Here is a 19,101-nt window from a genome sequence, read left to right on the forward strand (position 1 = left end):
CAGCCTCCGGAAAGCCCGGCGAACCCGCCGCCCGCACCTTTCCGACCATGACATAACCCTAGCAAACGACCGTGACGCCGTCAAGGACTATTTTCCTATTTTGGCCGAAAACTTTTCCAGGGGGCCGTTCGGTGCTATCCTTTAGCCATGATATCCGACGACCTCATCACGATGGCGCTCGGCATGCCAGGAGCGCGGGAAAGCACCCATTTCGGGAAGCGGGACTTCCGGGTGGGCGAGAAGGTGTTCATGACCCTGCCCGAGCCCGGCCGCGCGGTCCTGAAGTTCACGCGGGACCAGCAATCGCTGGTGCTGGAGACCGATCCCGGCCTCTGCGCGCCGGTGCCCGGCGGCTGGGGACAGAAGGGCTGGACCTCGCTCTATTTCGACGATGCGGACGGCGAGCGGGTGCGCGCGCTGATCGGCACCGCCTGGCGCAATGTCGCGCCGAAGAAGCTCGCCGCCGCCAGCCTTCACTAGGCAAAATGCGCGGCGGCTTGCATCCGCAAGTGCGTGGAAACAAGGAGATGGAGCGTCTTTCACGATCCGGAGAAAAGAAAAAACGCTCCTGGGGCGGCTACTTCCCCTCGCCCACTTCGAGCGGCCACGTGACGAGGTAATCCTCGTAGTCGTCGATATCGAGGCCCTCCTCGCTGACGGTGCGCCCGCGCGCGGAAATGCCGGCCTGGTGCACGGTGTCGGGATCGCCGGAGACGAGCGGGTGCCACCAGTAGAGGTCGTGGCCGTCGCGGACGAGGCGGTAGCCACAGGTCGGCGGCAGCCAGGAGATCTTCGAGACGGTCTCCACCGTCAGGCGGATGCAATCGGGCACGGTCGCCTGCCGGTTCTCGTAGTCCGAGCAGCGACAGCTCTCCCCGTCGAGCAGCACGCAGCGGATGGAGGTCCAGGCGATCTCGCCGGTGTCCCAGTCCTCCAGCTTGTTGAGGCAACAGAGCCCGCAGCCGTCGCACAGGCTCTCCCACTCCGCGTCGTTCATCTCGGCAAGCGTCTTGGTCTTCCAGAACGGCAGGTCGCCGGGCTTTTGCGCAGTCTTGGTCGTCATGTCCGACCCCTGAACCCCTTGCGGCCAAAGGTCAAGGCCCTTGCCCCCGCGCCCTTCCCCGCAAAATCCGTTCTGTTGTCTTCAAAAGGCTGATATCGTGGCCGAATAAACCGCTGGTGACAGGACGTTAACCAGACCCGGGCAGGCTGCGGGCCGTCCCGTCACAAGGTATGCGATCGTGGAAGACGACAGCCAGAAGCCCGAAAAACCCCGCCGCCGCAAGCGGCACATCTTCCTGCGCATCGATTCCTGGATCGACTCCACGGTCTGGAACGCCGGCTTCCGCGCGGCGGAGATCTGGGAGGAGATCACCATCTTCTCCCGCCGCTTCCACGTCAAAGGCTGGAAGAAGGCCGTCTTCGAGGTCGCCGGCGAGGGCATGAACCTCGGCAGCGCCGGCTTCGTGCTGCTGCTGGCGCTGGCGCTGCCCGCCTTCGAGGAGACCAAGGGCGACTGGCGCGCCCAGAGCGATTTCGCCGTCACCTTCCTCGACCGCTACGGCAACGAGATCGGCCATCGCGGCATCATCCACGAGGATTCCGTTCCTATCGACGAATTGCCGGACCACCTGATCAAGGCGGTGCTGGCGACGGAGGACCGTCGCTTCTTCACCCATTTCGGCATCGATTTTCTCGGCCTTGCCCGCGCCATGAACGAGAATGCGCGGGCCGGCGGCGTCGTGCAGGGCGGCTCCACCCTCACCCAGCAGCTCGCCAAGAACCTGTTCCTCTCCAACGAGCGCACCATCGAGCGCAAGGTCAAGGAGGCGTTCCTGGCGCTGTGGCTGGAGGCGAACCTTTCCAAGAAGGAGATCCTGCGGCTCTATCTCGACCGCGCCTATATGGGCGGCGGCACCTTCGGGGTGGCGGCGGCGGCGCAGTTCTATTTCGGCAAGAACGTGACGGATGTGAACCTTGCCGAATCCGCCATGCTGGCCGGCCTCTTCAAGGCGCCCGCCCGCTATGCCCCGCATGTCAACCTGCCGGCGGCGCGCGCGCGCGCCAACGAGGTGCTGACCAATCTCGTGCAGGGCGGCCTGATGACCGAGGGCCAGGTGATCGCCGCGCGGCGCAACCCGGCCTCCGTCATCGACCGCAACGAGAAGACCGCACCCGATTTCTTCCTCGACTGGGCCTTCGACGAGGTGCAGCGCATCGCCAAGCCCTTCGCCCAGCACTCGCTCATCGTGCGCACCACCATCGACATGGGCCTGCAGGCCGCCGCCGAGGAGGCCGTCGAAAGCGGCCTTCGCCAGTACGGCGAGAGCTACCGCGTCAAGCAGGGCGCGCTTGTCATGGTGGAGAACGGCGGGGCCGTGCGCGCCATGGTCGGCGGGCGGGACTACGGCGAGAGCCAGTTCAACCGCGCCACCCGGGCGCTGCGCCAGCCGGGCTCCTCCTTCAAGGCCTATACCTATGCCGCGGCCATGGAGGCGGGCATGACGCCGGAGACGACCATCGTCGACGCGCCGATCAGCTGGGGCGGCTGGTCGCCGCAGAATTACGGGCGCAGCTATGCCGGCCGCATCTCGCTGATGACGGCGATGGCCAAGTCCATCAACACGGTGCCGGTGCGCCTCGCCAAGGACAAGCTCGGCACCAAGCGCATCGCCGAAATCGCCAGGCAGATGGGCGTCGAGACGCCGCTGCGCACCGACAAGACCATGCCGCTCGGCACCTCGGAAGTCACCGTTCTCGACCAGGCGACGGCCTATGCGGTGTTCCCGGCCGACGGCGTTCAGTCGCGCCGCCACGGCATCAGCCAGATCATCAACTACGACGGCGACATCCTCTACGATTTCGGCCGCGACGCGCCCCCGCCGCGGCGCATCCTGTCGGAAGGCGCGACCTCCTCGATGAACCGAATCTTCGTCACCATTCCGGTGAACGGCACGGCGCGGCGCGGCGCGCTCGACCGCGGCATCGTCTCCGGCGGCAAGACCGGCACGACGCAGGCCTATCGCGACGCCTGGTATGTCGGCTTCACCGGCAACTACACGACCGCCGTCTGGTACGGCAACGACGACTATACCTCGACCAACAACATGACCGGCGGCTCCCTGCCCGCCATGACCTTCAAGCGGCTGATGGACTATGCCCACCAGGGCATCGAGCTGCGCCCCATCCCCGGCATCGACAATCCCCTGCCCGACGGCAAGGCCGCCACCGAGGTCGCCAAGGCGCCGAGCGACGAGAACCCGCTTCCCGCGCTCGTGCGTCCCCGCTCGCTCTCCACGGATGTCACGCGGCTGCTGAAGGACATCGCCCGCCAGCTCGGCGAGGCCACGCCCCTCAAGGCGGACGGCCGCGTGGCCGCGCTCGACGGGGCGCTTGACCTTGCTCCGGCGAAGCGGACAGAGTGACGCAAAGCTGATTCCAACGGTCGATCCCTTGTTCCGAACACCCCTCGTCATCGCCACTGCGCTCGCCGTCGCCTTCGGCCTCGGCATCCTGAGCTCGATCTACGCGCTCAGGGCGACGGTCGGTTTCGGCGCCATCACGCTCGGCCCCTGGACGGCGTTTCCCGCGGCCCAGACGATCAATGCCGATCCTTACGCCAAGGCCCACCGCGCGCGGGACGGAAGGCTGCTGCTCGGCGGGGCGGAAGGCCTCGTCTTCACCGCCGCGACGGACAGCGACAACCGCACGCTCGCCGAGAACTGCCGCTATGAGATCGCCGGCATCACGCCGCCGGCGCGCCTGTGGACGCTGCATGCGACGGACCGGAGCGGCAATCCGCTTCCCGGCGCGCGCGCGGACCTGCCGACGGGCCTCAACGCCTGGTCCGTGCTGCGCGGCGCCGACAGCACCTTTTCCATCCGCATCGCCTCTTCCGCCGTGTCCGGCAACTGGCTCGCCGTGCCGGAGGGCCGGGCGCCCTTCCTTCTCGTCATGACCCTGCTCGACACGCCGACCGCCGGCAGCTCCGGCGTCATCGATCTTGCCATGCCGGGCATCCGGCGGCTGGACTGCGCCGATGCGTAGCTTCCTCTATGCCATCGCCATTGGCCTCGTCGGGGCGGCGCTGCTGCACATCGTCATCATCCTCTCGCTGCCGAGCTTCACCGGGCGCGATGCCTATACGCGCGTCCAGAGCCTCGGCGAGGCGAACCGCTTCTACCCGCTCGCCGACCGGGCCGGCGATACGCTGGCGCCGATCAACGACGACCCGGCGATGAAGACCGCCGTGTGCACCTTCTCGCTGGAAAACGGCCCGGTCCGCCTCTTTGCGGAGGGCGACGTGCCCTTCTGGTCGCTGGCCGTCTATGACAGCGCGTCCAACGAGGTCTTCAGCATGAACGACCGCACGTCCGTGTCCGGCGCGCTCGACACGCTGGTCGCCACGCCCATCCAGCTCATCGGCATCCGCAAGGCGGTGCCGCAGGAGCTGGAACAGTCGATCCTGGTGGAAATGCGGGGAGAGGAAGGCTATGCGGTGCTGCGCACCTTCGTGCCCGCCGAAAGCCGCCGCCCGGCGGCAAATGCCTTCATCGCGGATGCCAGCTGCGAGCCGTTCGGGCCGGACCAGTAGGCGCGGGAGCATCGCCGGCGCTCCAATGCGGCGCGCGCGGCGGCAAGACGTGCGCCGGCACGAGGCCGCGCGAAAAAACGGTTCACGGCCGGCGGGCCGTGTCCTTGGCGCCCTGCTTGTCCGCCTTGCCGCGTGCGGCGAGCATCGCGGGCGTCAGGCGCTCGTAGCGCACGCCGGTAAAGAGCAGTATCTGGGCCGGAGCCTCAGGTCGAACGGCTTCCCGTCGCGGCATTCGCGCGCGCCATTCGTTCAATCGTACCACGTCTGCCATTCTCGCCTCCAGAAGAAGAATCGAGACGGATGAAGCACTCCTACAAATCTCACCCTGCCCGTCCGATCGGGCCGGTGCATCCGGCGCCGTCATCCCGCATGTGAGAGGAGCATACGCCATCCTGCCGCATACGGGTGGAAAACGGCGATACGGGGCCAGAAGTTTCCCTTTCACGGGAATGTGTCTGGTCGCCGCCCGGCATCCGGAACATCGCACCTTTCCCCTTCGAAACGGCGGCGCCCTCGGGCCGCCCGCCGCTTCCATGGTCGAATCATAGCACGTCCGATGCATTAGACGAGCCGATCCATGCCCCGAAAACTAACGAGGATCCGGTTAACATACTGTTAATCTTAATTCGTAACGAATTCATATCTGTCGCCGGAGGCGAGCGGACGCCCGGGAACGGGACGGTTGCAAGCGGACAAAAGCCCTTCCGGACACCCCTTCCCCCGCCGTCCTGCCGCAAGGAAATACAGCATATCCCGAAAAACTCCTCTTGGGCGATGAGGCCGGGAGAGCAGCGCCCCGGTGCCGGCCGCAGCGGCCAACCCCTTCCACAATAAAATGCTGAATTACCTATTTCTAAAATAATATAGGCTTTCGCAATACGTGAAATAGATCACACCGGTCTCGAAAATAGACGTGAAGCCACGACGGCTAGAATGCCGGGACAAAACAATAATCTTAATAGTATCAATTTGAGCTTTCAAAACAAAACCTCCGTTTCAAATTTCTTTTATAATGAATAAAAAATTGAAACTCATGTAAAAAATACCTAATATAACGTTAACGTCACACGTCAAGAAGGTGACGACTATATCTTGTAAACAACGTTGAGAGGATTTGTCATGTTTTCGCGTAAAATCCTGTTGTCCGCAACGGCAGTTGCGGCATGCTTCGGCGTATTTACTTCGTACGCTAACGCACAAACAATCCAGCCAGGAAGAACTTTACAGGCACGCGCCGATGCGGCGTGCGAGGCGGCCCTCGCCTCCGGCGACAAGGCCGCGCTTCAAGATGTGCGGCAGCGGTACAAGAATGTCATGACGGCCTGTACCGCACTTGCCTCCACCAGCTTCGTCAGGCCCGACACTGCCAGCACCGCCGGCACGTTCGGCAGCCGCTCGAACGACGGTGGGGGAAGCAGCGGTGACGGCGATGGTGACGGCGACGGTCACGGTCATGGCCACGGTCACGGGCATGGCCACGGGCATGGTCACGGCCATGACGGGGGTCACGGCGGCCACGGGCATGGCGGCGGCAGAGACCATGGTCATGACGGTGGTGGCTGGGGCCACGGCCATAACGGCGGCGGCAGGGACCACGAGCATGGTGGCGGGGGCCGGGACCACGGCCATAACGGTGGCGGCAGAGACCACGGTCAAGGCGGCGGGGGCTGGGGCCAGGGCCATAACGGCGGCGGCAGAGACCACGGTCAAGACGGCGGGGGCTGGGGCCACGGCCATAAAGGCGGTGGCCACCGGCACGGCGGACATGATCGCGGCGGCGACCGCGGCCACGACCAGCAGCCCACGTAACGGCTGCCACGGCGCAGAAGCGTCCCGTATCGCATGAAGAAAGGCCAAGGGGCTTCCGGCTCCCTTGGCCTGCCCGCGTCCTCATCGCGCGCCCGCGACCAATCCTATTCTACGACGCCGTGATCCGGTCGTCGCAGGGCCGGATGTGCTGGCTGACATATTCGTAGGGCATGACCTTCAGGCTGGTATCCAGGCCGCCGTTGGCCTGCAGCCAGCTATGCACCCAGCGGGGATACCTCTTCAGCAGATACTTCGCGGCGACCTGGTTGCCGCGCGAGGAACTGCCGAAGGGAAGGTGAAAGCCGAAGCGCGCCGAGGGCGTGACGCAAAGCTGCGACCGGCTCATGCCGAGATACAGCGTGCAGGCCGAATCGCAGCGCCCGGCGAACTTGACCCGCTGGCGGGACTGTTGCAGTTGCGCGACCTTGATGGCGTAGTCGACGACGACGCCGCCGTGATCGTTGCGGACCGTATAGAAATTCGCGGGGTCCATGGCCGCCGCGGGCGCAGCCGTGGCCGAGACTGCAAGGACGGCGACGCAAACGGCGCGCGCGATCTGCTTCATGAGGGTGCCTCCGGTTACGGGACGTATAACAGCCATCCCTAAAGTTCTCGTTAAGACCAGGGGCTGACGCCCGCCCGATGACTCCGGGCACGGCAAGGCCGCGCGCGGAAGCGGCCGGTCGGGGCCGCTTGCGGAAAGCCCGGCAGAATGGGGGAAAGTGGGGCTTTACTGTGACCGCAGGTCCGCCGGCCCGGCGGGAACCGTGCGATTTCCCCGTAATCCACAGTCGTCGCCACGCCGCCGCCCGCGCTTCCTTGCGGGCGAAGGATGCGTGCCGCCCGGCGACGCAAGCGAAGCAGCCGTCTTTTCCCGTACCCGCATATTTCGTTGGAATCATTGCGGTTTCCGCGCAGCCAAGGTTAACGGCTCGCTAACGTTTTTCCTCTAATTTTCGTGAACGACAGTGGGGATCGGCGAGGGGCTGCCGGTCCGGGATGACAGGTGTTTCGTGGCGGACAGGTTTCGCGAACTGGAGAGACCGCAGGGCGGGCGGCCGAAGGACATCGTGCTGATGGCCACGGTGTCCAGCTTCGAGAGCCTGCGCTTTCCCTCCAGATCCGACCTCGTCCAGTTCGGCGAGCTCTTCGAGCAGCTCTATGAGGCCTCCACCGAGGAGGCGCGCCGGCAGGCCGTGGCGGCGCTGTCGCGCTGCCCGCAGGTGCCGCAGGACGTCGCCCTCTTCATCGCCCGCCAGCCGATCGGCATCGCCGCCATCTTCCTCATGGGCTCGAAGGCGATCGCCGACGGCACGCTGATGCGCATCCTGCGCACGACCGGCCCGGACCATGCCCGCGCCATCGGCCGGCGCGACGATCTTTCGCCCGCCGTCATCGAGGCGCTGGTCGGCACCCATCAGGACCATGCCAGCCGCAGGACCGGCGAGGACCGCGAGGCGGCGCTCCGGGAAGCGGCACGGCTGGAACGGGAGGAAGGGATCCGAGAGGAATTGCGCGCGCTCATGCGTGCCGCGACACCGGCCGGGCAGGCCCCCGTTCGGCTTGAACCGGCGACGGACATCCATCAGGCGCTTTTCGTGCGCTTCGCGCGCACCGGCGATGTCGGCATGATGGCGGTGGCGCTCGCCGATGCGCTCGCCTCCAGCCAGTGGCTTTCGGAGCGCATCCTTCTCGATCTTTCGGGACGGCAGCTCGCCGAGACGCTGCTGGCGCTGGACGTGGCGGAGGCGGACGGCCTGTTCCTGCTAAGGACGGTCTACCCGCACCTTTCCGGCGGCGGCGCCGAGGCGCTGCTTGCGTCGCTAGATGCGGGCGAGGCTGCCCGTCGGGTCGAAAGCTGGCAGAGAGCGGATCGCTACACGAACGGCGCGGGCCTGCCGAAGGCGGCCAACGGTGACGACGTTGAGGCGAAGGGGCAGGATCACCACGACAGGTCCTCCGGGATCGGGCGGCAACGCGCCGCCGGCTGACCTCACATCTAGCAGAACACCCGCCGCCGGGCCGACGCCGCAAACCGTCGCACCCCCGCGTCAACCGGACCGAGCCGGCGCTGCCCCCTGCCCGCTCAACGCCGGAAGAACCCGTCGTCCTTCGGCTCGTCCCCGGCAAACTCGATGAGGTCGCCGAGCGCGTCCGCCTCGACGCAAACCACCCAGAGATCGCCGTCGAAGCGCCGCTCGCGCGCGAGCGCCTCGGCAACCGCCTCCGATCCCGCATGCGCCAGCCGCGTCTCGAACAGCCGCCGCCCGTCGTCGTCCTCGGCGAAAACGCTCTGCGGCGCGGGCGCATGGAGGCTTTCGGTCCCGTCGCGGAACACCTGCCGCACGAAGACCGCCCCCGCCGCCTCCGCGCCCTTCGCCTCCACGGCGGCGAAGTCGCCGCGCGCGAAGACGCGGCGCAGCAGGGCGGAAACGAAGATGTCGGTGCGAAGGCGCATGACGGCGGCATACACGGCGCGGCGCGGCGGGGCAAGGATCGGTGCCGGGAGAGGGCCCTCGTCCCGCAGCACCAGAAGAAGGAGCTGTGGGACCGCTTTCCTGAAATACGGTGCGAATGGAACGAAACGGTCGCCCTGCCCTCCTCTTCCCCGCTTGCAAGGAGGATGAGGAGCGGCGGCGGCCGCTTGCCGAAGGCCGCTTTTATAGCGCGCCGATGTCCTTGAGCTTGGCGAGGACCTGCTCGTTCGGCTCGCCGGTCACCGGAAGGCGGTAATGCTTCTCGAAATGGCGGATGGCGGTGCGCGTCTTCTCGCCGATCAGGCCGTCGACGGCGATGTCCGTGTAGGCGATGTTGCTGAGGCCCTTCTGGATCTGCATCACCAGTTCGCTCGGCACGGGCCTTGCGACCGCCGAGGTGACGCCGGGATCGGCCTCCGCGCGCAGGATCGCCGCGGCGACCGGGTCGGCCTCCTCCTCGGCGCCTGCCCTGGCGGGCTGCTTTTCGATGAGGCTCGCCACCTCGTCGAAGGGGCGTTCGGCGGGCGTCACCGCGGTGACCTCGGGCAGCGGCTCGCCCTCTTCCAGGCGCTCGATGACGAAGGTCGTCTGGTCGTGCGGCTCCGGCTTCGTCGCGGTGAAGCCGAGGGAGTTGTCGGCCGAGCGGGTCTTCAGGAACGGCGACGGGTGGCCGCCCGGCTGGTACCAGAGCGCATTGGCCGCCACGAAGGAGAAGACGACGACGAAGGCCGAGACGCCGCCGACGACGCTCGGATAGCGCGCGGCAAGGCCGCCGAGCGCAAGAAGCCCGGCGATGACGGCGTTCGGCCGGCGTTGCGGCTGGCTGCGCGCGCGCGACCCGCCCTTGCGGGCCTGGCCCTGGGGCCGCCGCTCAGGCTGTCTTCTGACGTGCGCGTTCATCTTGCGTGTCCTTGCCATCGTTCGACGGCTCGTAAACGGTCTCGATAGCCACCGCAAGGCGCGGCGGGAATTCGACGGTGGATGCGGCCCCGTGCCTGACGTCGCCGTCACGCATCGCGCCCGAGCCGTCGGCGGGAACGCGGATGGCGATGACGGTGCCCTCGCCCGGGCTGCTCTCGATGACGAGGCTGCCGCCGTGCAGCGCGACGAGGCCCTTGACGAGCGACAGGCCGAGGCCGGTGCCCTCGTATTTGCGGGTATATTCGTTCTGCACCTGCATGAAGGGCTGGCCGATCAGTTCCAGCTTGTCGGCGGGAATGCCGATGCCGGTGTCGCTGACCGTCAGCAGCAGATCGCGCCCCTCGCGCGCCGCATCGATGGTGACGATGCCGCCGCGGTCGGTGAACTTGATGGCGTTGCCGACGAGGTTGATGAGGATCTGCTGGATCGCCCGCTGGTCGGCGATGGCCTCGCCGATGGCGCGCGGCACGCGGCTCGTCAGCTTGATGCCCTTCTCGCGCGCCTGGAGGCCGAGCATCTGCTCGCAGGCCTTGACGCTGTCGGCGACGAGGAAGGGCTCCGTCAGGAGCTCGTAGCGGCCCGCCTCGATCTTCGAGACGTCCAGCATGGTGTTGACCACCGACAGGAGATGCGAGCCCGACTGGTGGATCAGCGCGACGTATTCGCGCTGGCGGTCGTTCTCCAGCTTGCCGAAATACTCGCCGGCAAGGATGTCGGAAAAGCCGAGGATGGCGTTCAGCGGCGTGCGCAGCTCGTGGCTGACGGCCGCCAGGAAGCGCGTCTTGGCGTCGTTGGCCGATTCGGCCTCCTCGGCCTTGCGCGCATTCTCGTTCCTCAGCCTTGCCTCGTCGGAAATGTCGCGCGACTGGGCGACGACCGCGCAGAGCCCGCCGTCGGGACCGGTCAGCGCCGTCATCTCCACGCGCATGTGCATGAACTGCTCGGCATCCGTCTCGAGGCGCGGGCGATCGATGCGGATGTCCACGGTCTCGCGCACGCCGCCCTGGCGCAGCCGGTCGATCGCGGCCAGGAAGCCGAGCCGGTCGGAGACGTGGATCTGGTCGAGGTAGCCGCGCGCCATGGGATCGCGCATCCAGGCCAGCATGTCGGCGCGGTCGCGGCCGTGCACGGCGGTGACGAAGCCGCGCGCATCGTGCAGCGTGACGAGACCGGCGAAGAGGTCGTAGGGCGAGGCCGGGCTCGGCGCGGTGTCCGCCATCGCCTCGGCGAAGCTTGCCTTCGGAACGGGCCGCGGCTGGCGCACGGCGGTCGCGGCGGCGGCGAGCAGCGCGCCGGCGCCGGCCAGCGCCACGCCGGCCGGCAGCGCGGCCGAAGCGGGCATCACGGCGGAGAAGGCGAGCGGCAGGCCGGGAACGGCGGCGAGCAGCGCCAGCGTCGTCGCGCGCAGCGAGGCGGACGGGCGCTCATCGGCGGCGCCCGCGCCAGCAACGCCAGCAACGGCGCCCAGACGGGCTGCCATTCTGTCCGCGATGATGGTCAATTGGCGCAACGCAAAACCCTGCCGTTCATGTTCTTTTCCGTGGTCCCAAAATCGCATCGGCGACTTAAGGAAAGAATAAACGCGGGGGGTCGGAAGGGGGCGAAAAAGGCCCGAAAGTCCCATTTCGAAGCAATCCAACGGCCATTCGTCCGGCGTGGTTAACGGGGCGTAAGCGCCTCATTTTGCGGCATTTTTCTGTTCATATTAACTTCTGGGGCAAGGGATGCTGCGCGCCCTTCCCGGCATTCCGGCGCATCGGGGCGTGCCGGTGCGCCATCATCCTTAACGCGGATCGCTAAATTCTGCCTCAAATGCCGGTAAAGTGCGGATTAGATCGCATTTTAATCAAAACTGGGCAAAACCCGAGCGATTCCAGCAAAGGGGAATTTCCTTCCGGCCCCTATTCTCGCATCAACGGTTCGCCAAGGACCAAACGAGCCGAAGGCCGCAAAGAGCCGAGGCGTCAACGAGGATGGCAAGCGATGTGGTTTCTGATCAAGGGAACGTTCTGGTTTTCACTGGTTCTCGTCCTGCTCCCCTTCCTGGACGCGGGATCCTCCGCCAAGCTGGAAAAGGGACCGACGGTCGAGATCGGCGATACGTTCAGCGCCGCCAGCGAGGCGCTCACCTACGTGACCGCCCTCTGCCTCGAAAAGCCGGATGTCTGCGAGAAGGGCGCGGAGACCTTCGTCGCCCTCGGCCACCGGGCCCGTGAAGGCGCACGCATCGCCTACCAGTTCCTCGACACCCAGTTCGCCGAAGAGGACGTCGCCCAGACCGCGAATGGCAAGAAGGAAGCGCTGGGCCAGCCGCTTCCGGCCGTCGCCGCGGTCGATGCCGACGACGAGGTCGTCACCGGCACCGTCGCCATCCCGACCCGCCGGCCCGACCACAAGGGCTGACGCCACCTTCTTCCACTTGCAATCCCGCAGCCGCTGCGGGCCTGCTTCCCAAGTTTCTGCCTGCCTCACTCGTTGCCTAGCAACCGCCGCATGGACCCGTTCCCTGCGGCGTTTCTTTTTGCTGACGGCGGTTTCCGGTTCAAATCCGCGCCGCCCTCGCCTATATCAGGGCCAAAGCTTGAGACGGAACGCCATGGCCACGCTGCAAGAGATCATCGACGACTTCGCCTTCCTCGACGAGTGGGAGGACCGCTACCGCTATGTCATCGAACTCGGCAAGGCGCTGCCGGACCTGCCGGAAGACCGGCGCACCGCCACCAACAAGGTGCAGGGCTGCGCCAGCCAGGTCTGGCTCGTCAGCCATGCGGAAGGCGGCGCCGACCCCGTCATGACCTTCGAGGGCGATTCGGACGCCCATATCGTGCGCGGCCTCGTCGCCATCGTGCTCGCCATCTATTCCGGCAAGCGCGCCTCCGAGATCGCCGCCCTCGACGCCATCGACACCTTCAACGCCATCGGCCTCGTCGAGCACCTCTCCTCCCAGCGCGCCAACGGCCTGCGCTCGATGGTACGCCGCATCCGCGAGGAAGCGGCGGTCAAGGTCGCGGCGTAGGCATCGCTTTCGTTACAGGCGAAGCCGCGAACACCAGCCAGTCTCCCTCCTGCCGGCCGGGCGATCGCCTATGGAAGCCTGCGGGTGCCATCTGCCCCTTCCTCCCGCGGAGAGAAGGCAAAAGCGGCTACGTCCCGCCATATGCGATTACCCAGCCTGCAAGGGCGCTTCAGGAGCGAGCCTCGCCGCCCATCTCCGGCCGATACCCCTCCGCGCCCCAGGCATGGGTGCGCCGCTTCGGCGCGGTGGCGGGCGGGGCGTAGTGGCGGGCGAGCGCCATCAGGGCGGCGCGGAGCAGCAGCTTGGCGGAGCGGGCCGGCCATTGGCGTTCGCGCTCGACGGTTTCCAGCCCCTTCATGAAGCAGCAGACGTCGAGGGCGACGCCCGACAGCTCCGGCCCGATCGCCTCGATGGCGCGGGCAAGGCGCAGGCGGGCGGCGAGCGCGGTGTCGGTGAGGTCGCGCGATGCGCCCGCCTCGCCCTTCTGGCGGCTGGCGATGCGCGGCTCCCAGGACATGGTCATGCGCGGCTGCAGGCCGCCGCGGGTGAAATCGGCGTGCAGCCGCTCGCCGGCGGCAAGCGCGCTTTCGGGCAGGAAGGCGCCGCCGGTCTTTTCCTTCAGACGCGCAAGGGCGGCCAGCGGCGATTCCAGACGGTTGACGAGCACCCTCTCCCGCGCACCGTCCCGCACCACGACCACTTCGGCCACATCGCGGTGCTGGCCGGCGAACGGCGTTTCCCCGGCGCACAGCCGGCGCTTGAGATGGGCGCGCGCCTCCGGCGTCGCCGCCAGCACCGCGCCGGCGCGGCAAACGAGGCCGAGGCTGAGGGCTTCGTCGAGGGCCGCCGGCGAGACCGGCTGCACGCGGCCACCGACCGCCGCAAGGGCGCCGTCGCCCGAAAGGCGGGCCTCCCCGGCCACGAGCAGGAAGCGCAGGAGTTTCACGAGGTCGGCGGCGTTCTTTCCTTCCCGCGCATCACTCATGGCTGCCGATCCCCGCGGGGCCGAACACCGAAAGGACGACGCGCTCGATGGCCGAGACGAAGGCGTCGAAGGAGGCATCGTCCCGGCGATCCTCCACCACGTTGCAGGCATGGCCGACCGTGGTGCGGTCGCGCCCGAAGGCCGCGCCGATCTCCGAAAGCGAAAGCCGCAGCACGACGTGGCAGACATACATGGCGATCTGGCGCACATGGCAGGTGGTGCGGCGGCTGTCGCGCCGCCAGAGCGGGCGGTCGCTCGCCATCGCCGTCATTTCCAGGACGAGGTGGCGCACGATGCGGCAGGCGACGGGCGGCGGCACCGCGGGCGGCTCCGGCGCGACCATCGCCCGACCGGCGGCAGGCACCTCCTCGCCCGGGCGCGCGCTCTTGGTTTCCGGCGCAAGCCCGGCGGCGGTGAAGACTCGGGACGACCGCCCTCGCGGAACGATGAACTGGTGCATGATTGGCCACTCCGTTGATAGGAATTTATTCATACACCCTAGAGGAGGACCGGGGATGAATGAAGCGTCACGCCACAACCATGCATTGAATTTATTAATAAATTTCCGAAAGGTATCCCCGCTATAGGCTTTTATTCCTTATTCCTCATACGAAAAAGGCCGGAACCTCGCGGTTCCGGCCTTCAATGTCCCGGCATGGGCCGTGCTTACTTGCCCTTGCGGCGCTGGCCGAGGCCCATTTCCTTGGCGAGGCGCGAGCGGGCTTCGGCATAGGCGGGGGCGACCATCGGGTAGTCGGCCGGCAGGTCCCACTTCTCGCGGTACTCTTCCGGGGTCATGCCGTAGTGGGTCATCAGGTGGCGCTTCAGCGACTTGAACTTCTGGCCGTCCTCCAGGCAGATGATGTAGTCGTTCTGGACGGACTTCTTCACCGGCACCGGGGGCTTGGGCTTTTCGGCGACGACGGGCGCCTCGACGGCGGCGGCGGGCTGCGTCGTGTTGTTGAGCGCGGCATGCACGTCCGCGATCAGGCCCGGCAGCTCCGTGACCGGCACGACATGGTTGCCGACATAGGCCGCAACAATATCGGCAGTCAGTTCGACGAGCAGATTGGAAGCGGAGCCAAGGGTTGTTTCTGTCATTTCGTTCTCCTGTCGGGCATCGTGGTAGTCGACAGCCTCGCTCGTCGACCGCATTCCTGAATTCCGGATAAAGCGTTTCTTCGGGCTGATTATGTGGCGAAACGTGGTTCGCGTGCCCGATACCTTTCGAAACACCCGTATTCTCACCAATATAATTTTTCGCTACAGCCGCTGCCCTGTCCGCCGATTCTCTCGCCATCATTAAATACCGCGCGGGCGCGACTATGGCGGGAACTCAACTTAAACAGGAAAACCGTATGCGAGCAAAATCAACCCGAATGCTTTACTTCGCTTGAAATATCATTCTCCGTTTCGTTGTCCAGTATTATTTTGAGAAACAGCAAGGATAGCTTCGGCCAAGCTAAACCATCCACCGAAATCCGGTGGATACTCAAATTTCAGGGGCCGGCATCTCAACGGAATCTCAACGATTCTTGGCGTTGCGCTCTTCCGCCTGCAGCATCTCGTCCACGACCGTCGACCGGCTCAGGCGATAGCCGGCACCGTGCGCGGCTTTGGCGACGAGATGGGCGGCGACCGGCGCCGTCAGCACGAAGAAGACGAAGCCGGCGAGCGCCCGCGTGAGGATCGCGATGTCGAACGCATGGATGCCCGCCGCAAGCAGCATCAGGCCAGAGCCCACCGTGCCCGCCTTGGAGGCGGCGTGCATGCGGGTGTAGACATCCGGCAGGCGCACGAGGCCGAGCGCGGCGAGGAAGGTGAAGACGCCGCCGGCCACCAGCATGGCACCGGTCACCAGCGCGAGAACGAGATCCAGCATCAGCGCATCCTCCGCTTCCTCGTCTTGCCCGCGCGCCGCCCGCCCCTCGGCGGCGCTTCGCCGTCCGGCGTCCCCTCCTCGCCCGCCACCATGCCCTGGCGCATGACGAAGCGCGCGAAGGCGACGGTCGCCAGGAAGCCGACGAGGCCGAGTGCGATGGCGATGTCGATATAGAGGTTGAAGCCGGTGCGGATGGCCACGACGGCGATGAAGCCGATGGCGATGGCGACCAGCATGTCGAGCGCGACGATGCGGTCCGGCAGCGTCGGCCCCCGGACGACGCGGAAGGCCGTCAGGAAGAAGGCCGCGCACATCAGCAAAAGCGCGATCGCGGCGGCGGCGGAGATGACTGTTTGCGCGTCCATCAGCGGAAAGCCTCCAGGATCTTCCTCTCGAAGCCGTTCGCGATGTCGCGCCGCGCGCCGGCCGGGTCGGAGCAATCGATGGCATGCACGTAGAGCACCGTGCGGTCCGCCGAGACGTCGACGGAGAGCGTGCCCGGCGTCAGCGTGATGAGGTTGGCGAGCAGCGTGATCTCGAAATCCCGGTCGACCGTCAGCGGGAAGGCGAAGATGCCGGGCTTCAGCGCCATTTTCGGGCGCGCCACCAGCACCGCGACCTTGAAGGCCGAGAGCGCCAGCTCCTTGATGAAGAGCGCCAACAGCAAGAGGATCTTCAGCGGCCGCAGGCGCCGGCCGTCCGGCTGGATGTGGCCACGGATCAACAACAACGACAGGGCGCCGGCGGTGATGCCGAGCAGGAGGTTCGGCACGGTGAAGCTGCCGGAGACGGCGAGCCAGACGAGGGCGAAGAGCGCGATGGTGACGGTCGGCCGCATGGTCAGTTCACCCCCGGAAAGACCGAGCCGAGATAGGCCCGCGGATCGGAAAGCCCCTCGGCGGCGTGCTGGACGGTCGAGAGCAGCGCCTCCGGGAAGAGGCCGAAGACGACGGTGAGCGCCGTCAGCGCCGCCAGCGGCAGGAGCGCGCTTGCCGGGATCGCTTCGGCCGGCAGGGCGTCAGCGGCGGGACGCCAGTAGGCGAGGAGGAAGACGCGGCCGAGGGCGATGGTGGTCAGGAAGCCGGTGAGGAAAACCGCCGCCGTCAGCCACCACGCTCCGATGTCGATGGCGGCCTTGGCCACCATGACCTTGGGCCAGAAGCCGGAGAACGGCGGCAGGCCGGAGACGGCGAAGAACAGCACCAGCGACAGGGCGGAAAAGAGCGCCGAGCGGGTGTAAAGCCCGCCGAGCCGGTTGAGGTCGAACGAGCCGGCGAGCCGTCCAGCCAGCCCCGCCGCCATATAGAGCGCGGTCATGACCACCATGGAATGCAATGCGTAGAAGATCGCCCCGCCGATGCCGCCGGGGCTGCCGAGCGACAGGCCCGCCAGCATGACGCCGATGCCGGAAATGACGACATAGCCGAGAAGGCGGCGGATATCGCTCTGCCCGAGCGCGCCGAGCGCGCCGACGAGCATGGTGGCGACGCCGGCAAGCGCGATGACGAAGCTCAGCGCCTCCCGCTCGACGGGAAAGAGCATGACCAGCGTGCGCAGCAGCGCATAGATGCCGACCTTGGTGAGAAGGCCGGCGAAGAGCGCGGAAACGACGACCTTCGGTGTGTGGTAGGAGGCCGGCAGCCAGAAATTCACCGGGAAGGCCGCCGCCTTCATGGCGAAGGCGAGGAGGTAGAGCGTGGCGAGCGTCATCAGCGGCAGGTGTTCACGCCCGGCCGCCGCCTTCGCGGCGATGTCGGCCATGTTGAGCGTGCCGAAGATGCCGTAGAGATAGCCGGTGGCGATGAGGAAGAGCGTCGTCGCGATGAGGTTGAGGAAGGCATATTTGATCGCGCCGTCGATCTGGCGCGGCTCGGAGCCGAGCGTGATGAGGCCGAAGGACGCGATCAGCAGCACCTCGAACCAGACATAGAGGTTGAAGATGTCGCCCGTCAGGAAGGCGCCGGAAACGCCGGCCATCAGGAGCAGCAGGAACGGGTAGAAGCCGTAGCGCCGGCCGCTGCCGTCGATATCGGCGAGCGCATGGACGCCGCCCGCCAGCGCCACCACCGCGCCGGAAAGCGCGAAGAGCACGCCCGTCAGGTCCGCCGTGAAGGCGATGCCGAAGGGCGGCAGCCAGCGGCCCATGACCATGGTGACCGGCCCGTTCGCCGCGACATGGGCAAGCAGCAGCGCATCGAGCGCGACGAGCACGGCGAGCGCCGGCACCGCGATCCAGCCCTGCACATGCAGCGACTTGCGCAGCATCAGCAGCACCGCGCCGATAAGGATGCACCAGGCGGGCGGCAGCACGACCAGCCAGTCGGCGATGGCGACCGGCGTCGTGACGAGGGCTGCGGAAAGGTCTGCGGGGTTCACGGCCATTGGCGGGTCGGTTCCTGTCAGTAGCCGGTCGGCGGGAGGGGTTCGTCCTCCGGCTCCGCCAGGCGCATCTCATTGCCGTTGTCGGTGCCGAGGTCCTGGTAGGCGCGGTAGACGAGCACCAGCAGGAAGGCGAAGAAGGAGAAGGAAATGACGATGGCCGTCAGGATGAGCGCCTGCGGCAGCGGATTGGCGGTGAGCGTCGCGGGCACGTCGTGCCCGGCCGGAATGATCGGCGGCACCTCGCGCAGGATGCGGCCATTGGTGAAGAGCAGGAGGTTCACCGCATTGCCGAGCAGCACGACGCCGAGCAGCACGCGCACCAGGAACTTCGACAGCATCAGGTAGACGGCGGCGGCGAAGAACAGGCCGACGAGGAGGATGAAGGGCACTTCCATCAGACGTCGTCCTCCGCCTCGAGCGCCAGCGCGATGGAGGTGATCGACCCCACCACCACGAGATAGACGCCGGTATCGAACAGCATAACGCTGGACAGCGGGACCTCGACGCCGAGCACCGAGGGATAGATCCACAGCCCCGTCATGAAGGGCACGGCAAAGAGGATGGACATCAGGCCGGCGATGCAGGCGATGAGGAGGCCGAAAGCCGAGATCGCCATCGGATGGAACCACAGCGCGCTGCGCACAGCCGCAATGCCGTTGGCGATGCCGAAGATCGCCAGCGCCGACACCGCGATCAGCCCGCCGATGAAGCCGCCGCCCGGCTCGTTGTGGCCGCGCAGCAGCACGAAGATCGAGAAGAGCACCATGAGGGCGGTGAGGAATGGCGCGACGGTGCGGAAGATGAGGGTGTTCATGGGCAGACGCCTCCGGGAGCGGCGTGACCGAACGCCTTCCCGCCCAGGCAGGAGCGCAGCCGGGGAACGGAAAGCCCCGCGCCCAGCCCCTTCTCCCCGCCTGCGGGGAGAGCGACTGTCTTGTCAGTCAAGCGCTTTGCCATGGTTTTCCGTCCCGGATGATGGCGTTGAGGATGGTGAGGAGCTTTCGCATGGTCGCGACGATGGCGACGATCTTCGGC

23 protein-coding genes are annotated in these 19,101 nt (G+C 66.7%); 7 read left to right on the forward strand and 16 right to left on the reverse strand.

Translation table 11 applies throughout. The features are described from left to right. The first annotated feature begins 147 nt into the window (after positions 1-147). Positions 148-480 carry an MmcQ/YjbR family DNA-binding protein gene (locus L0976_RS18200; protein WP_234188678.1) on the forward strand — a complete coding sequence of 111 codons (333 nt, stop codon included), beginning with the start codon at positions 148-150 and terminating at the stop codon, positions 478-480. Positions 481-577: 97 nt separating this feature from the next. On the opposite strand, the gene L0976_RS18205 is transcribed toward L0976_RS18200, so the two are convergent. After that, positions 578-1,063 carry a YcgN family cysteine cluster protein gene (locus tag L0976_RS18205; protein ID WP_203318264.1) on the reverse strand — a complete coding sequence of 162 codons (486 nt, stop codon included), beginning with the start codon at positions 1,061-1,063 and terminating at the stop codon, positions 578-580. A gap of 175 nt (positions 1,064-1,238) precedes the next feature. On the opposite strand from L0976_RS18205, the gene L0976_RS18210 reads away from it, so the two are divergent. The 3 genes from L0976_RS18210 to L0976_RS18220 are packed head-to-tail and all read left to right on the forward strand — an operon-like array spanning position 1,239 to position 4,594. Further along, entirely contained in the window at positions 1,239-3,425 is a 2,187-nt protein-coding gene (locus L0976_RS18210; RefSeq protein ID WP_370643712.1) for a transglycosylase domain-containing protein, read from the forward strand. Between the two features lie 28 nt (positions 3,426-3,453). Continuing rightward, positions 3,454-4,047, forward strand: coding sequence for a DUF1214 domain-containing protein (locus L0976_RS18215; protein WP_203318263.1), 594 nt, complete (start codon positions 3,454-3,456; stop codon positions 4,045-4,047). Beyond that, complete coding sequence (locus tag L0976_RS18220) at positions 4,040-4,594, forward strand: DUF1254 domain-containing protein (RefSeq protein ID WP_203318262.1); 555 nt, start codon at positions 4,040-4,042, stop codon at positions 4,592-4,594. Before L0976_RS18215 ends, L0976_RS18220 begins: the two co-directional genes overlap by 8 nt. Before the next feature lie 82 nt (positions 4,595-4,676). Here L0976_RS18220 and L0976_RS18225 read toward each other — a convergent pair whose 3' ends face one another. The 3 genes from L0976_RS18225 to L0976_RS18235 form a co-directional block, all read right to left on the reverse strand. Next, complete coding sequence (locus tag L0976_RS18225) at positions 4,677-4,865, reverse strand: hypothetical protein (RefSeq protein ID WP_234188681.1); 189 nt, start codon at positions 4,863-4,865, stop codon at positions 4,677-4,679. Positions 4,866-5,815: 950 nt separating this feature from the next. Next, positions 5,816-6,451: a hypothetical protein gene (locus tag L0976_RS18230; RefSeq protein WP_234188683.1), complete on the reverse strand. Its 636-nt coding sequence runs from the start codon at positions 6,449-6,451 to the stop codon at positions 5,816-5,818. Positions 6,452-6,512: 61 nt separating this feature from the next. After that, complete coding sequence (locus L0976_RS18235; RefSeq protein WP_203318260.1) at positions 6,513-6,968, reverse strand: hypothetical protein; 456 nt, start codon at positions 6,966-6,968, stop codon at positions 6,513-6,515. 448 nt (positions 6,969-7,416) lie between these two features. Here L0976_RS18235 and L0976_RS18240 point away from each other — a divergent pair, with 448 nt between their 5' ends. After that, the gene (locus tag L0976_RS18240; protein ID WP_234188685.1) at positions 7,417-8,394 is read left to right on the forward strand and encodes a DUF2336 domain-containing protein; all 978 of its coding nucleotides are present in this window, start codon (positions 7,417-7,419) and stop codon (positions 8,392-8,394) included. A gap of 95 nt (positions 8,395-8,489) precedes the next feature. On the opposite strand, the gene L0976_RS18245 is transcribed toward L0976_RS18240, so the two are convergent. The 3 genes from L0976_RS18245 to L0976_RS18255 form a co-directional block, all read right to left on the reverse strand. Further along, positions 8,490-8,861 carry a DUF1491 family protein gene (locus L0976_RS18245; protein ID WP_203318258.1) on the reverse strand — a complete coding sequence of 124 codons (372 nt, stop codon included), beginning with the start codon at positions 8,859-8,861 and terminating at the stop codon, positions 8,490-8,492. 202 nt (positions 8,862-9,063) lie between these two features. Then, a complete protein-coding gene (locus L0976_RS18250; RefSeq protein WP_234188686.1) occupies positions 9,064-9,780 on the reverse strand; it encodes a peptidoglycan-binding domain-containing protein in 717 nt (238 codons plus the stop codon). Next, on the reverse strand, positions 9,752-11,281 hold the full coding sequence (locus L0976_RS18255) for a HAMP domain-containing sensor histidine kinase (RefSeq protein WP_234188687.1): 1,530 nt from the start codon (positions 11,279-11,281) through the stop codon (positions 9,752-9,754). Before L0976_RS18255 ends, L0976_RS18250 begins: the two co-directional genes overlap by 29 nt. 503 nt (positions 11,282-11,784) lie before the next feature. Between L0976_RS18255 and L0976_RS18260 the strand changes: the two genes are divergently transcribed. Further along, positions 11,785-12,204 carry a DUF5330 domain-containing protein gene (locus L0976_RS18260; RefSeq protein ID WP_234188688.1) on the forward strand — a complete coding sequence of 140 codons (420 nt, stop codon included), beginning with the start codon at positions 11,785-11,787 and terminating at the stop codon, positions 12,202-12,204. A gap of 193 nt (positions 12,205-12,397) precedes the next feature. After that, positions 12,398-12,817 (forward strand): SufE family protein, encoded by a 420-nt coding sequence (locus tag L0976_RS18265; RefSeq protein ID WP_203318254.1) that lies wholly within the window; start codon positions 12,398-12,400, stop codon positions 12,815-12,817. Between the two features lie 169 nt (positions 12,818-12,986). Here the strand turns inward: L0976_RS18265 and L0976_RS18270 are convergent, their stop codons facing one another. From L0976_RS18270 to L0976_RS18310, 9 genes are all read right to left on the reverse strand, one after another. Then, a complete protein-coding gene (locus L0976_RS18270; protein ID WP_234188690.1) occupies positions 12,987-13,802 on the reverse strand; it encodes a DUF6456 domain-containing protein in 816 nt (271 codons plus the stop codon). Then, positions 13,795-14,262 (reverse strand): helix-turn-helix domain-containing protein, encoded by a 468-nt coding sequence (locus L0976_RS18275; RefSeq protein WP_234188692.1) that lies wholly within the window; start codon positions 14,260-14,262, stop codon positions 13,795-13,797. Before L0976_RS18275 ends, L0976_RS18270 begins: the two co-directional genes overlap by 8 nt. Positions 14,263-14,468: 206 nt before the next feature. Further along, entirely contained in the window at positions 14,469-14,903 is a 435-nt protein-coding gene (locus L0976_RS18280; protein ID WP_203318252.1) for a MucR family transcriptional regulator, read from the reverse strand. Positions 14,904-15,327: 424 nt separating this feature from the next. Continuing rightward, a complete protein-coding gene (gene mnhG, locus L0976_RS18285) occupies positions 15,328-15,684 on the reverse strand; it encodes a monovalent cation/H(+) antiporter subunit G (protein ID WP_234188694.1) in 357 nt (118 codons plus the stop codon). Next, entirely contained in the window at positions 15,684-16,049 is a 366-nt protein-coding gene (locus tag L0976_RS18290) for a cation:proton antiporter (RefSeq protein WP_234188695.1), read from the reverse strand. The genes mnhG and L0976_RS18290 overlap by 1 nt, the downstream gene beginning before the upstream one ends. Next, positions 16,049-16,522, reverse strand: coding sequence for a Na+/H+ antiporter subunit E (locus tag L0976_RS18295; protein WP_234188697.1), 474 nt, complete (start codon positions 16,520-16,522; stop codon positions 16,049-16,051). The genes L0976_RS18290 and L0976_RS18295 overlap by 1 nt, the downstream gene beginning before the upstream one ends. Positions 16,523-16,524: 2 nt before the next feature. Beyond that, on the reverse strand, positions 16,525-18,066 hold the full coding sequence (locus L0976_RS18300; RefSeq protein ID WP_234188698.1) for a Na+/H+ antiporter subunit D: 1,542 nt from the start codon (positions 18,064-18,066) through the stop codon (positions 16,525-16,527). A 17-nt stretch (positions 18,067-18,083) separates the two neighbouring features. Beyond that, a complete protein-coding gene (locus tag L0976_RS18305) occupies positions 18,084-18,461 on the reverse strand; it encodes a Na+/H+ antiporter subunit C (RefSeq protein ID WP_119258205.1) in 378 nt (125 codons plus the stop codon). Further along, a complete protein-coding gene (locus tag L0976_RS18310) occupies positions 18,461-18,880 on the reverse strand; it encodes a Na(+)/H(+) antiporter subunit B (RefSeq protein WP_234188700.1) in 420 nt (139 codons plus the stop codon). The genes L0976_RS18305 and L0976_RS18310 overlap by 1 nt, the downstream gene beginning before the upstream one ends. Between the last annotated feature and the right edge of the window lie 221 nt (positions 18,881-19,101).

Source organism: Shinella sp. NM-101 (assembly GCF_021401195.1).
In the GTDB taxonomy this organism is placed as follows: domain Bacteria; phylum Pseudomonadota; class Alphaproteobacteria; order Rhizobiales; family Rhizobiaceae; genus Shinella.